13 protein-coding genes are annotated in these 12788 nt (G+C 63.3%); 3 read left to right on the top strand and 10 right to left on the bottom strand.

Annotation, left to right across the window (positions count from 1 at the left end):
* Nucleotides 1–129 precede the first annotated feature (129 nt).
* Nucleotides 130–1869 (bottom strand): group II intron reverse transcriptase/maturase, encoded by a 1740-nt coding sequence (gene ltrA, locus CL52_RS07900; protein WP_043219657.1) that lies wholly within the window; start codon nt 1867–1869, stop codon nt 130–132.
* A 1126-nt stretch (nt 1870–2995) separates the two neighbouring features.
* Nucleotides 2996–4171, bottom strand: coding sequence for a 4-phosphoerythronate dehydrogenase PdxB (gene pdxB / locus CL52_RS07895; protein WP_043219655.1), 1176 nt, complete (start codon nt 4169–4171; stop codon nt 2996–2998).
* 107 nt (nt 4172–4278) lie between these two features.
* On the opposite strand from pdxB, the gene CL52_RS07890 reads away from it, so the two are divergent.
* A complete protein-coding gene (locus CL52_RS07890) occupies nt 4279–5688 on the top strand; it encodes an MATE family efflux transporter (protein WP_043219654.1) in 1410 nt (469 codons plus the stop codon).
* Here CL52_RS07890 and CL52_RS07885 read toward each other — a convergent pair.
* Complete coding sequence (locus CL52_RS07885; protein ID WP_043219652.1) at nt 5666–6415, bottom strand: sulfite exporter TauE/SafE family protein; 750 nt, start codon at nt 6413–6415, stop codon at nt 5666–5668. The two genes, CL52_RS07890 and CL52_RS07885, sit on opposite strands and share 23 nt — an antisense overlap.
* 109 nt (nt 6416–6524) lie before the next feature.
* Here CL52_RS07885 and CL52_RS07880 point away from each other — a divergent pair, with 109 nt between their 5' ends.
* Nucleotides 6525–7481, top strand: a complete 957-nt coding sequence (locus CL52_RS07880; protein ID WP_043219651.1) for a LysR family transcriptional regulator — start codon at nt 6525–6527, stop codon at nt 7479–7481.
* Between the two features lie 3 nt (nt 7482–7484).
* Here CL52_RS07880 and CL52_RS07875 read toward each other — a convergent pair whose 3' ends face one another.
* Nucleotides 7485–7826 (bottom strand): ribonuclease E inhibitor RraB, encoded by a 342-nt coding sequence (locus CL52_RS07875; RefSeq protein ID WP_041105242.1) that lies wholly within the window; start codon nt 7824–7826, stop codon nt 7485–7487.
* A gap of 164 nt (nt 7827–7990) precedes the next feature.
* On the bottom strand, nt 7991–8851 hold the full coding sequence (gene speE, locus CL52_RS07870; RefSeq protein ID WP_043219648.1) for a polyamine aminopropyltransferase: 861 nt from the start codon (nt 8849–8851) through the stop codon (nt 7991–7993).
* Between the two features lie 144 nt (nt 8852–8995).
* Here speE and CL52_RS07865 point away from each other — a divergent pair, with 144 nt between their 5' ends.
* Nucleotides 8996–9883, top strand: coding sequence for a DNA-3-methyladenine glycosylase family protein (locus tag CL52_RS07865; RefSeq protein ID WP_041105238.1), 888 nt, complete (start codon nt 8996–8998; stop codon nt 9881–9883).
* Here CL52_RS07865 and CL52_RS07860 read toward each other — a convergent pair.
* The 5 genes from CL52_RS07860 to CL52_RS07840 all read right to left on the bottom strand — a co-directional run bounded on the left by CL52_RS07860 (nt 9880) and on the right by CL52_RS07840 (nt 12762).
* On the bottom strand, nt 9880–10074 hold the full coding sequence (locus CL52_RS07860; RefSeq protein WP_043219645.1) for a PLDc N-terminal domain-containing protein: 195 nt from the start codon (nt 10072–10074) through the stop codon (nt 9880–9882). The genes CL52_RS07865 and CL52_RS07860 overlap by 4 nt on opposite strands.
* Nucleotides 10074–10283: a PLDc N-terminal domain-containing protein gene (locus CL52_RS07855; RefSeq protein WP_043219642.1), complete on the bottom strand. Its 210-nt coding sequence runs from the start codon at nt 10281–10283 to the stop codon at nt 10074–10076. The genes CL52_RS07860 and CL52_RS07855 overlap by 1 nt, the downstream gene beginning before the upstream one ends.
* A gap of 127 nt (nt 10284–10410) precedes the next feature.
* Nucleotides 10411–10956: a 1,2-dihydroxy-3-keto-5-methylthiopentene dioxygenase gene (locus CL52_RS07850; RefSeq protein ID WP_043219638.1), complete on the bottom strand. Its 546-nt coding sequence runs from the start codon at nt 10954–10956 to the stop codon at nt 10411–10413.
* Nucleotides 10957–10993: 37 nt separating this feature from the next.
* Nucleotides 10994–11614 (bottom strand): methylthioribulose 1-phosphate dehydratase, encoded by a 621-nt coding sequence (locus tag CL52_RS07845; protein ID WP_043219636.1) that lies wholly within the window; start codon nt 11612–11614, stop codon nt 10994–10996.
* A complete protein-coding gene (locus tag CL52_RS07840; RefSeq protein ID WP_043219633.1) occupies nt 11611–12762 on the bottom strand; it encodes an MFS transporter in 1152 nt (383 codons plus the stop codon). Before CL52_RS07840 ends, CL52_RS07845 begins: the two co-directional genes overlap by 4 nt.
* Between the last annotated feature and the right edge of the window lie 26 nt (nt 12763–12788).

Raw genomic sequence — 12788 nt, 5'->3', positions numbered from 1 at the left:
GGGTCGGGTAGGGACAGGCCATTACTGGCCCGTCCCCCCCTAAGAACCGTACGTGCGGCTTTCACCGCATACGGCTCAAGTTTACGAAAAGCCAGCCAAGAGGCTAACCGACATTAATGGTGCGAGATATTAGCATCTCTGGCCACCGTATCGCAGAGTTACCTTTTCACGCCGGCTGTGCACCAGCGCATGACAGTTGGGATGAAGCAGCACACGGTTCCTCAAGGTATCCGTCCCGCCGTCCACACGCCTGATGACGTGATGGTCGTGCCAACCGGTTTCCTTGCTGATCGCATGCCCGCACAGGGCACATAGCCCCTTCTGCCTACGGAAGATGCTGAGGATCTGTCCTCGATAACGCAGCGTGTGCTGCATCCGTTGAACCCTCAACGCCTCCCACTTCAGCTCCTGCGTCGCGTCGTAGGGCTGATACTCTCCCGATAAACGCTTGTGACGCACGATTGCGGTCTCCGCCAGCTCGTACAGCCGCCGGAACTGCCTTTCTCCCTTGCCATTTTTGTAGGGATACGCAAACACCCAGTTCTGCCCACCTATGGATCGGAAGTATTTTTTCCTGATCCAGTCAGCCGACTTCCGCGGATGCCTCCGCTTCGCCCACCTCCAGAGTCGCCAGAAGATAAGGCTATCCAGCTTGCTGAAGGTTTGTTTTGCCACGACCGTGGAGTGGTATTGCGCCCACCCCTTCAGTACCGGGTTCAGCTGGCCGATCAACGCGTCCTGCGTCAGTGCTCCGCTGCCTTTGATGATCTCACGCACTTTCCGATAGAACGCCGAGACGTTCTTCTTCGAGGGCTTGATCAGCAGCTTGGCATTCCTATACGGCGATTTCGGCACGTACTTCCTGAAATTCCACCCCAGAAAATCGAAGCCTTGGTGGATGTGCGTGATCTGCGTTTTCTCCCGTGACAGCGCAACTCCTCGTACCGACAGAAATTGCTCTACCCAGGGCTTGACCTCTTCCTCCAACAGCTCTTTCGAGGCTGCAGTTACGACGAAGTCATCCGCATAGCGAACACACTGTACCTTGCTCTTCTTAGCGTTCCGGGTCCCCAACTTGTTCACCAGATGGCGCTTTAGCTGAGTCTCCAGACCATTCAGGGTGGCGTTTGCCAGACAGGGCGAGATGATCCCACCCTGCGGCGTCCCGGCCTCCGTAGCCATGAGTTGTCGCCGGTCGATAACCCCGGCCTTCAACCATTTGCGCAGTACCGTCCTGTCCATCGGGACATTCCAGCACAGCCACTCATGGTTAATGTTGTCGAAGAAACCCTTGATGTCGCCTTCCAGAATCCAGACCGGCGCCGTTTGCGGCGACAGCAGGTGGAAAAGCTCAACCATTGCGTCAGTAGTCGAACGATCCGGGCGAAACCCATAGGACTTCGGATCGCTGGTGCTTTCCACGACAGGTTCCAACACTTGCAGATACAGCGCCTGCATGGCCCGATCCAACATGGTCGGGATACCCAGCGGGCGTTTCTCATGCTTTCCAGGCTTCGGTATCCATACCCGCCGCAGCGGCCTGGGCCGATAGCCTCGCTTTTTCGACAGACGTCCCACGGCATGGAGCTTGGCCTGAGGCGTTCCCCAGGTTTCTCCATCGACACCCGGCGTCTTGCGACCCCGGTTCTCCGTGACTCGTCTTACGGCCAGACAGCGGCCATAAAACGAGTGGGTCAGCAGGCGTTGCAGGCGTTTAACCCTGCGCCAGTCGCCTTCCCGAGTTGCCTGCGCAATCTTTAGCTGCGTTTTCCGAACGGATTGTTGAATCCTGGCCCAATCGAGATCGTGCCAGTTCTTCACCCCGTCGAAGGACGCAGACGCGACCGATGTTGCTGGTTGCGTTTTCATACTGTCCTCCTGATATGCACGACATTCAGGACGGACTACTCCCCTATGGGCAGTAGTCGCCCATAGGGTCGTTGGGTTATCGCTGGAATCAGCGGCTCTTCTTGCGCTCGTAAACCAGATGCACGTCAGCCAGGGTTGCCCCTGCCGGTAATGTCTCAACCGGTATGCCACCCATTACAGGTAGCCCTTCGCTTTTTGCATCCTCCCATTCCCCACACCCATCAGCGCCCCTTGCAGTTTGCCTGCCTGACCGATGTTGCTGCCCAGGCGGGTGGTCGGGATTGCCACGTTCCCCGAGACGCATCAATTCCCCGTTTAGGCTTCGTCTCTCCCCCGGCAGTCTGCGGTACCGCATCACCTCATCCCACAGTGATGACCGACTGCATTGCCGTTTTTGGCTGAGGCCAATAATTGCCGTAGGCCCGTCCATTATGACGAGGGTTCTGGCGACGATTCACATGTGCTAGCCATGCGGGTTGGGTCATTAGCCTCGACACGTCCGTGCAATTCGGACGCGAAGCGTTCTCCGTCACCGGATAACACCCTCTTGCGAGCGAGACATTGTTAATCGGGCTTCACACCCCAGGGTTGGCCCCTGACGCATGCCGATCTAATGAACGGGCAGGTACATGCCCGGCTCGGTACTCCCTGTGCAAGCGGAGCTGAGCAATGCGTTTCGGAGCTTGACGCTCCGTGCTTGGTTCAACGTCCCCAACGTCTCACGACGGTGATAAGGCTCTATGCCAAACAAGAGGACGAAGTTCTGCCCTGAGGGCGGAATTCACCCTCAGGCTTAGACATTATTTGTAACAATCCAGACGGGCCGGAAAGCTACTTTCCTGTGTCTGCACCTCACTCTGAACCCATTTTGGGCGCGAACTGATGCAGATTTATTGCCTAGCTTCGCTAAAACGCAGAGCGTCCGAAGCATAGGTTTACCAGGCAGAGCCGGTACATTGACTGCTGTTTTAAGCATTAACCCCCTGATAGCAAAGGGTTTGGAGCCATGGTGCAGTAAACCAAACCAAGCACGACACGTACACACGTGTCGCACAGGACGGGTAATGCTAGCGGAGCAGGCCGCAAATTGCATCCAGCCGGGTCCCATCAACCATGCGCAGCGACGCTAGGCCCTGACGTCGTCGCACGCCGCATCGCCGTCGAGCAGTTGCGCGCCAAGCGCTGTCACGATCTGCTCGAGCCGAGCATTGTGCCCGCGAATACGAACTCGCAGGCCATCGATCTCGCGCCGCACCGGGTAGCCCTTGCGCAACCGGTCAAAGGCCGCGCTTCGAGCGGCCTCGTCGCCGCAAAGGCTGCGGCGGAAGTCGGCGTCATCGCGCCGCGGGTCGTAGACCAGCCGACAAAGGCCGGCCAGCGCCTCCTGCGGATCGGCCGAAGCGTCATAGACGATTTCGCGCAACGGCATCTCGGGCATGAGCGACTGCAATCGACGAACCGGCGCCAGGCCGCGCGCCTGGCAGAACGCCTGATAAACCTGCGCCGTGCCCCGCAGTTTGCCATCGAGGCTGTAACCGGCGATGTGCGGGGTGGCAATGCGGCAGAGCTGCGCCAGCGCCACGTCCACCTGGGGTTCGTGCTCCCAGACATCAAGTACGGCCTGCAGGTCGCCTCGACGCTGCAAGGTCTGGTACAAGGCGCGATTGTCCACCACCGCCCCGCGGCTGGCATTGATCAGCCAGGTACCAGGCCGCAGCCGGGCCAGACGCGCCTGGTCCAGCAGATGGAAGGTCGCGTGCTCGCCCTGTTGGGTGAGCGGGGTATGCACACTGATCACGTCGCAGTTGGCGAGGATGTCCTCCAGGTCGACGAAGCCACCCGCCTCACGCACCTGGCGCGGCGGGTCGCATACCAGCACGTCCCATCCCAGCGCGCGCAGTACTTCGACCAGACGGCCGCCGACCTCGCCCGCCCCGACGACTCCATAGCGACGCGTGTTCAGCTCTGCGCCGGTCGTTTCCGCCAGCGCCAGCAGACTGCCGAGCACGTAATCGACCACCCCGCGCGCATTGCAACCGGGCGCACTGGCCCAGGCGATTCCGGCCGCGTCCAGATAATCGAGATCCAAGTGATCGGTACCGATGGTACAGGTGCCGACAAATCGCACCGCACTGCCCTCCAGCAGCCCGCGATCGACGCGCGTGACCGAGCGCACCAGCAACACCTCGACGCCCTCGAGGGCTGCACGATTGATCGAACGACCAGCCATGCGGCGGATCTCGCCATGCTCGGCAAAAAACTCGTCGACCAGCGGAATGTTTTCGTCAGCGAGGATGCGCATGGGCTGCTCCTTTGTCGTCGCGTTATGAATCGCCGGCAGGCGTGCCTTTCGGCAAATCACGTGGCGGCATAGACTACTGCGCTTTGTATACAACCGGAACGCAAGAAATGCCTGTCGAGCAAAAGCTCCGGCGTATCCGCCAGGAGTTGCGCAGCCTGTTTGCCCTGGCGCTGCCGATGATGATCGCGCAACTGGCGCACACTGCCATGGGTTTCGTCGACACGGTGATGGCCGGCCGGGTCGGTCCCGCCGATCTGGCGGCCGTCGCACTGGGCAATTCCATCTGGGTACCGATCTATCTGCTACTGACCGGCATCGTCCTGGCGACCACACCGAAGGTGGCGCAGCGTTTCGGCGCCGGCAATCATCAGGACATCGGCCCGCTGGTGCGCCAGGCACTCTGGATGGGCGCCGGGCTGGGCACGCTGTGCGCAGTCCTGATGTGGAATGCCGAACCGGTGCTGCGGCTGATGAATGTCCAGAGCACGCTTATCACGCCCAGCATGACGTATCTGAAGGCGGTCGCCTGCGGCTTTCCTGCCGTCGGCCTGTATCAGGTGCTGCGCTGCTACAGCGACGGGCTCGGCCACACGCGACCGAGCATGGTGATCGGCCTTCTCGGGCTGTTGCTGAACATCCCGCTGAACTACATCTTCATCTATGGCAAGTTCGGCGTGCCCGCGCTGGGCGGCGTCGGCTGCGGCGTGGCCACGGCGCTGGTCATGCTGTTCATGTTCGCCGCGATGCTGTTCTGGGTACGTCGTGCCGCCTGCTACCGGCCCAGCCAGCTGTTTGCCCGTCTCGATCGCCCGCACTGGCCGGAGCTCCGGCAGCTGTTGTCGGTCGGCGTTCCGATCGGCGTCGCCGTGTTCGCCGAGGCCAGCATTTTCTCGGTGATCGCGCTACTGATCGGCGCGCTTGGCGCAACCGTAGTCGCCGGGCACCAGATCGCCCTGAATTTCACCTCGCTGATCTTCATGATTCCACTGTCGCTGGGCATGGCTGTGACGGTGCGCGTCGGTCAGGCACTGGGCCGAAGGGAACCGCGGGAAGCGCGCTTCGCCGCCGGCACCGGCATCGCCTCGGCGCTGGTCTATGCATGCTTCTCGGCGGCTTCCATGTTGCTGTTCGCCGAACCCATCGCGCGCATCTATACCGCTGACCCCGCCGTGATCGCAGTCGCCGCGGGGCTGTTCTTCTATGCCGCGCTGTTCCAGTTCTCCGACGTGGTGCAGGTCACCGCCGCCGGCGCCCTGCGCGGCTACCAGGACACGCGCATGACGATGGTGTTCACGCTTTTCGCCTACTGGGGCATCGGCTTGCCGCTGGGCTACCTGCTGGGCCTGACCGATATCCTGGGCCCGGCCTCAGGCCCCAGCGGGCTCTGGCAGGGGCTGATCGCCGGGCTGAGCTGCGCGGCGATGTTGCTCAGCATTCGCCTGGCGCGCAGTGCACGCCGCGAGATACGCCGCCTGCGCCTTGGCGAACGGAACGCTACACCTCAAGTGCCAGCATGACCGCACTGAGCACCAGAAATGCGCTGAAGGCCACGCGCAGCAGCCGCTCGGGCAGTGCATGGGCCAGGCGAACCCCGAGGCTGATGCTCAGCAGCCCGCCGGCGGCCAGCGGCAGGCCAAGTGCCCAGTCCACCTGGCCGTGCAGTGCGTAGGTCGCCAGCGTCACGCCGGTACTGGGCGCTGCCAGCGACAGCGAAAGCCCCTGGGCAATGACCTGCGTCGTGCCGAACACGCCGGTCAGCACGGGCGTGGCCAGCACTGCGCCGCCCACGCCGAACAATCCACCCAGCGCGCCGCCCCCCGCACCGAGCACACCCAGCCACGGCCACGGATGACGCAGCGTCGTGCCACCTGGGGCACGCTGGCTATAGGCACGCCACAGCGTGTGTGCTGCCAACGCCAGCAGAAAGCCGACGAACGCCAGACGCATACGCTGGGCATCGAGCGAAACGGCAATCGCCGAACCGAGAATCGCGAAACAGAAACTCGGTACGCCCAGGGCAACGGCATGGCGCCAGTCGATTCGGTTGCGCTGGTGATAGCGCCAGATAGCCAGGAGTACGTTGGGCACGACCATTACCAGCGCGGTGCCTTGGGCAAGCTGCTGGTCCAGCCCGAACAACACACCTAGCACCGGAATGGCGATGAGCCCACCGCCGATGCCAAACAGGCCACCCAGCGTCCCCAGCGCAAGGCCCAGCGCGAGATTCAGCAACAGGTCTAGCATTTTCCGCGACGCTCCCTCGGCAAAGGCGCCCATGGTAGAAGCGACGCGCTGGCGGGAAAACGCACAGCCACGCACAATGGCTTGGCCTATTCCGCAAAAGCGACACGTCATGGCCGCCGATGATCTTTCCGCACCGCTTCGCCTGTTTCTCGATGTACTGGAGAGCGGCTCCTTTTCCACCGTTGCACGCCAGCAAGCACTGACACCGTCCGCCATCGCCCGGCGCATCGATGCCTTGGAGCGCAGCCTCGGCTGCCAGCTGTTCAACCGCAGCACGCATGCAGTGCGACCGACCTCCGCGGCGCTGGCGTTCGCCGAGCGCGCCCGGCGGATCGTCCAGGAGCTGCAGCTGGCGCGAGCCGAAGTCGCCGCGCGTGACGGCGCTCCTCAAGGGCTGATCCGCATCGATGCCCCCACCCCTTTCGGACGTCGGCACCTGGCGCCGGTACTCGCTGACTTTCTCGCCGCCTACCCGAACGTCGATGTGCAGCTGCGCCTGATCGACAGCTTCGTCGACCTGCATGGCGAGCATCTGGGAGAAGTCGACCTGGTGCTACGCATCGGCCCACTCGCCGATACGCGCCTGGTGGCGACCCCTCTGGCGCCGATGGTTCGCATCGCCTGCGCCAGCCCGGCGTACCTGGAACGCCACGGCACGCCCCTGCGCCCCAGCGAACTGGCCGGGCACGACGGTCTGGATTGGGATGTGCTCGCGCCGCCCTACGCCTGGCGTTTCAGCGAAAGCGGCAAGCCAGTGCTTTGCCGCCCCGCTCGCCTTCGCATGCGCGCCAACAATGCCGAGGCCTTGCTCAGCGGTGTGCTCGCCGGGCTGGGCATTGCCCACCTGCCCACCTGGCTGATCAGTGATCATCTCTTGCGTGGCGAACTGACACCGCTGTTCTGCGACGATGGCCTGCCCACGCCAGAGCCCAGCGGCATCTACGCGCTGCGCCTGACGCGCGAGGCCGACTCGCGCTGCCGATTGCTGCTGGAGTTTCTCAAGGCCCGCTTCGGCCCACAGCCCCCCTGGGACATGGCGCTACGCAACGGGCTGCAACGACAATGACGGTCAACAACCCGGACGGCTGAGTTCCTGAGTGACGCCCCAGCCATCCAGCTCGCCCCCCAGAGGTTCGACGAGGCTCTCCAGGCTCTGTTCGAAATCGTCGATGCCTTCGAACGTGGCGTACATCACCTTGCTGACCTGCAGATTCCAGGCACCGTCGTCCCGCGGCAGTACCTGCGCGTTGACACTTTCGCCACGGAACTTGCCGGCCACTTTGCTGGCCTTGTCGCGGTCGGCGAATACCGCATAGAACTCGATCGGATGGACCCGTGAAAAGTCGAAACCGCCCTCTTTCATCTGACGCAGGACGGCGCTGCTGACATCCTCGTGGAAGGTGGCGCTCATGGTTCTACCTCCTCTAGCGATGGATGAGACGCTTGCTACAACGGACCACGCCAGCGCGCGAGGTTTCCCCGACCCGATGAACAGAGCCATCGGCGCGGTTACCGGCTGGTAACCAGAGAATAGCGAAGCAATGACCCGCCGGGTACGACGGGCGCGCAAGCAGGTCAGTCGTTGCTCGGCTTGCCGATGGCCTGCAGCACGTATTGCGGCAGGCCAAAGGCACCGCAATGGACATGCGCGTTGTAATAGCGCGTGACGATTCCGCTGCCAGCCAGACGCTGGGTCAGGGTGTCGAGGGGCACCTTGCGGCTGGCCGGATCGCATGCACCCCAGGCAAAGGTCATCGCGCCACCGATATAGGTCGGCACGGCCGCCTGGTAGAAATGCCAGTCGGCAAACAGACCGTGCATCCGCCTGGCGGTAGTCTGCACCTCGCCAAGCTGCAGGAACGGCGTGCCGTTCTGCGCCACCAGAATGCCGCCTTCGTTCAGACAGCGGCGGCACGCCTGATAGAAGTTCTCGGAAAACAGCACTTCGCCTGGCCCCACGGGATCAGTGGAGTCGGAAATGATCACATCGAATTTTTCTTCGCAGTCGGCGACAAAGCGCATGCCGTCTTCGATGACCAGGCTCAGCCGCGGATCCTCGAAGGCACCGCTGGAATGGTTGGGCAGCAGAGCCTTGCAAAGTTGCACTACGGTTTCATCGATCTCGACCATGGTGATCTGCTCGACGCTGCGATGCTTGCAGACCTCGCGCAAGATGCCGCCATCGCCGCCGCCAACGATCAACACGCGCCGGGCCAGGCCATGCGCGAGGATCGGCACGTGAGTGAGCATCTCGTGATAGATGAATTCGTCGGCCTCGGCGGTCTGGACGACCCCATCGAGGGCCATCACCCGCCCCATGCGGGCATTCTCGAAGATGATCAGGTGCTGATGTTCGGTGCGTACTTCGTGGAGCACCCGGTCGATGCGAAAGCGCTGGCCGTAGCCGTCGTATAGCGTTTCCTGAAAATCGGTCATGGGTGGTCCCCTTATGGCTGGCCGGCCGCGGCGCCTCGCTGGTGCCACCTGGCAGAACGGCCGTTGTTATACCTTGGTCGCAGAATGCCAGAAAGCCGGCTTGCGACGCACAACCGGCAACGGCCCTGAACGCGGAACTTAACCATGAGCCAAACGCTGTACCTGCCCTACCTGGAACCCTGGAACTGGTCCCAGTTTTATCAGCACTTCGCCATGCGCCTGCTGCCGGGCGTGGAAGCACTGAGTGCAAACAGCTACAGCCGAAGCGTTCACGTTGGCCAGCTGCGCGGCTGGCTGAGCGTGGCACCGCTGGCCGATCGACCGGCGCTGGCGCTAACGCTCAGCGACGCGCTGCAACCGGTGCAAAGCGCGATTGCGGCGCGCGTCCGACGTATGTTCGATCTCGATGCCGACCCCGTGGCGATCGCCGCGCACCTCTGCCAGGACGCGAAACTGGCGCCCGGAGTGCTGGCCAACCCGGGCCTGCGCGTTCCAGCGGCCTACGATCCGTTCGAACAGGCCGTGCGGGCGATCGTCGGCCAACAGGTTTCGGTCAAGGCGGCAGTCACCATCACCCGGCGTCTGGTCGACCGCCTGGGCGAGCCGCTGGTCGACGCCCCGCACGGCGTGGAGCGTCTGTTTCCCAGTGCGCAGGCCATCGCCGAAGCGACGCTGGACAACATCGGCATGCCGGCCAAACGACTGGCCGCGCTGCAGCACCTGGCGTGCGCGGTCGCCGACGGGCGGCTGCAACTGGATATCGCAGCGGGTAGCGAAGAATTGGTGCGGCAACTTTGCGAACTGCCAGGTATCGGCCCGTGGACCGCCGAATACATTGCGCTACGCGGCTTTGGCGCGCCGGATGCCTTTCCCAGCGCGGACCTTGGCCTGTTGAAAGCGCCACTGTGGGGCGGCCCTATCACCGCAAGCGAACTGGCGGCGCGCGCCGAAGCCTGGCGCCCCTGGCGCGCCTACGCGGCCATACATATCTGGCAGGCCTATGCGGCACAGGCGTTCGCGCCGAAGCGCTAGAGCCTCGCTTTGCCCCAGGGACCGGCGGCGATGGCCCACATGACCAGCCCGACGACCGGGAGCAGAAGTACCACCAGGCTCCAGATGACCCTGCGGCCGAACTCGATCCGGCTGCGCCAGATCTGGACGAGAGCGACCAGATCCAGCACGGCGACCAGAATCGCCAGCGGCAAACTGAGCGAGTCGAGCATCAACGGCGAATTTCGCTGCGGGCGTCGGGCCGATTGCCACGCGGCCCCATGATGCCCCAGAGAATCAGGCCAAGCACCGGCAGGATGAGAATCAGCAGCACCCAGAGCACTTTCTTGCCGCCCGTGGCGTCACTGCGAACGATACTGACGATGGCCCAGATATCCAGCAGCAGGATGATCAGACCGAGAATTCCACCAAAGGCATCCATAGGGTTACTCCCCTTCAAGAAGGTTCGTAATTAGGATGCCAGCGCACCTGCAGGGTTCAGTTACCAGCCAAGGCGCCGGGATCGATCATCGAGAAACTGCGGACCGTGACGTGCACGGGCAGCCACCTCAGTCCTCCAGACGCGGGAAGCGGCTGGCGATGTCATCGCCGGTGAACTCGGCGACCCAACCGTCGGGATTATTGAACAGGCGGATCGCAACGAAATGCGGCTCCTCGCCCATGTCGAACCAGTGGCGAGTGCCGGCCGGTACGGAAATCAGATCGTTCTTCTCGCAGAGCACGGCATAGACCATGTCCTCGATGTGCAGCGTGAACAAGCCGCGCCCGGCCACGAAAAAGCGCACCTCATCCTCGGCGTGGCGATGCTCCTCGAGAAACTTTGCGCGCAGCTCGGCCTTCTGCGGATGGTCTCGGGTCATGCTGATGACGTCGACGGTGACATAGCCGCGCTCGCTCATCAGCTTTTCGATCTGCGGACGATAGGCGGCGAGCACCTCATCCTGACTGGCGCCAGCGACGATCGGAGCGCCGGCATCCCAGCGCTCCAACTGCACGCCGACATCAGCCAGCGTGCTGGCGATGTCCTCGAGATAGGTCAGAACCTTCAGCGGCTGCTCCGGACGGTCCTGGTGATAAACGCTGAGCACACTCATGTTTGTTCTCCCGAATTGATTGCGCCTGGCGAAGGAATCAGTGCTGCTGCAGTGCGCGCATCCTCAGCTCGCACTCGAACAGGAATTCAAAGGCCTCAACCTGCCGCAGGGCATCACTCAGCGTGGCGCCCCAGGTGTACAGGCCGTGGCCGCGAACGAGGTAGCCGGCGCAGTCGGGATGCGCCTGCAGCCATGGCTGTACGGCTGCGGCCAGACCGGTGATCGACGGGTCATTTTCAAGGATCGGCACCCGTACTTGGCATGCGTGCGTGGTCACCCCGGCGAAGACCTTCAGCAGTTCGTCGTCGGCGAAGAGCAGCGAGTCGCCAGTGGCGATCCGCGACAGTACGGTGGCGCTGACCGAGTGGGTGTGCAGCACCGCGCCAATCTCGGGTTTCCAGCGGTATAGCTGGGTGTGTAGCGAGGTGTCGGTCGATGGCTGCTTGCCCGGTTCCAGGCTGGCACCCTGCATGTCCACAGCCACCAGGTCATCCGCGCCGAGCCGGCCCTTGTGCGAGCCCGAAACGGTCAGCAATACCTCGGCGCTGGTCAGGCGCGCCGAGTAGTTGCCGCTGGCGGCCGGCGACCAGCCGCGCGCATGAATAGAGCGGCCGGCCTCGATGATTGCCCGGGTCAGCTGGTCGCGTGTCGCGGTCATGCCTGCTCCTCCTGCAAACGAAAGGCAATGGTAGCGGCCGCTACCAGTGCAGCCAGGCTGGCCAGCAGAAATGTCCAGGTCGCCCCCAGGCTGTTCCAGCTATAGCCGGCGTATAGCGCACCCAGCGCACCGCCGACACCGGCCAGCGAAGCGTACAGCGCCTGTCCCTGGCCCTGCTGGTTCTGGCCAAAGCTGCGCTGGACGAAGTGGATCGCGGCCGCATGGAAGCTGCCGAAAGTCGCCGCGTGCATCAGCTGGGCGATGAGCAGCACGCCGATATGCTCGGCCAGGGTCCCCAGCAGCAGCCAGCGCAACGCCGCGAGCAGGAAGCTGGCGAGCAGAATCCGGCGCAGGCTGAAGCGTTCGAGCAGACGCGCCATTGCCAGGAACAGCAGGATTTCCGCTACCACGCCAAGCGCCCAGAGCAGGCCGATGGTGCCACGCGCGTAGCCCAGGGTTTCCAGATGGATGCTGAGGAAGGTGTAATACGGGCCGTGCGACAACTGCATCAGCCCTACCGCGAGGTAGAACGCCAGCACCTGCGGCCGTAGCAGCTGGCGCAGGAAGCCACCCGTGTCGGTTCTGGCGTCCTGCCCATGCGGGCGGGCGTTAGGCACCCAGGCGCTGCCGGCGACGATGCCGATCATCACCAGCATGACCAGGTGCGGGTAGTAGTCCAGGCTGAAGCGCTCGAAGGCCTGGCCCAGCCCAACCACGGCGACGATGAAGCCGATGCTGCCCCACAGGCGCACCTGGCTGTAGCGCGCTGTCTGGCCGTGCAGGTGGGCCAGGGTGATCACCTCGAACTGCGGCAGCACGGCATGCCAGAAGAAGGCATGCAGGGCCATGACCAGTGCCAGCCAGGCAAAACTCTTGTCGAGAAAGATCAGGCCGAAGGACGCCAGCGTACAGAGCGCCCCGAGGCGGACGATCTCCAGTCGGCGCCCGCTTCGGTCGCCGAGCCAACCCCAGAGGTTGGGCGCCACGCAGCGCATCAGCATCGGTATCGCGATCAGCTCGCCGATACGTTCGGCGTCGAAGCCCAGGTGATCGAAATAGAGCGCGAGAAACGGCGCCGTCGCTCCGAGCAGTGCGAAGTAGAAGAAATAGAAGCCCGACAAACGCCAGTATGGGAGCGGAACCGTCATGGCCGAGCGGCACCGGAGCGCGCGTG

Source organism: Stutzerimonas balearica DSM 6083, from assembly GCF_000818015.1.
In the GTDB taxonomy this organism is placed as follows: domain Bacteria; phylum Pseudomonadota; class Gammaproteobacteria; order Pseudomonadales; family Pseudomonadaceae; genus Stutzerimonas; species Stutzerimonas balearica.
Note: the sequence above shows the minus strand (reverse complement) of the source record. Positions and strands in the feature narration are given on the sequence as shown.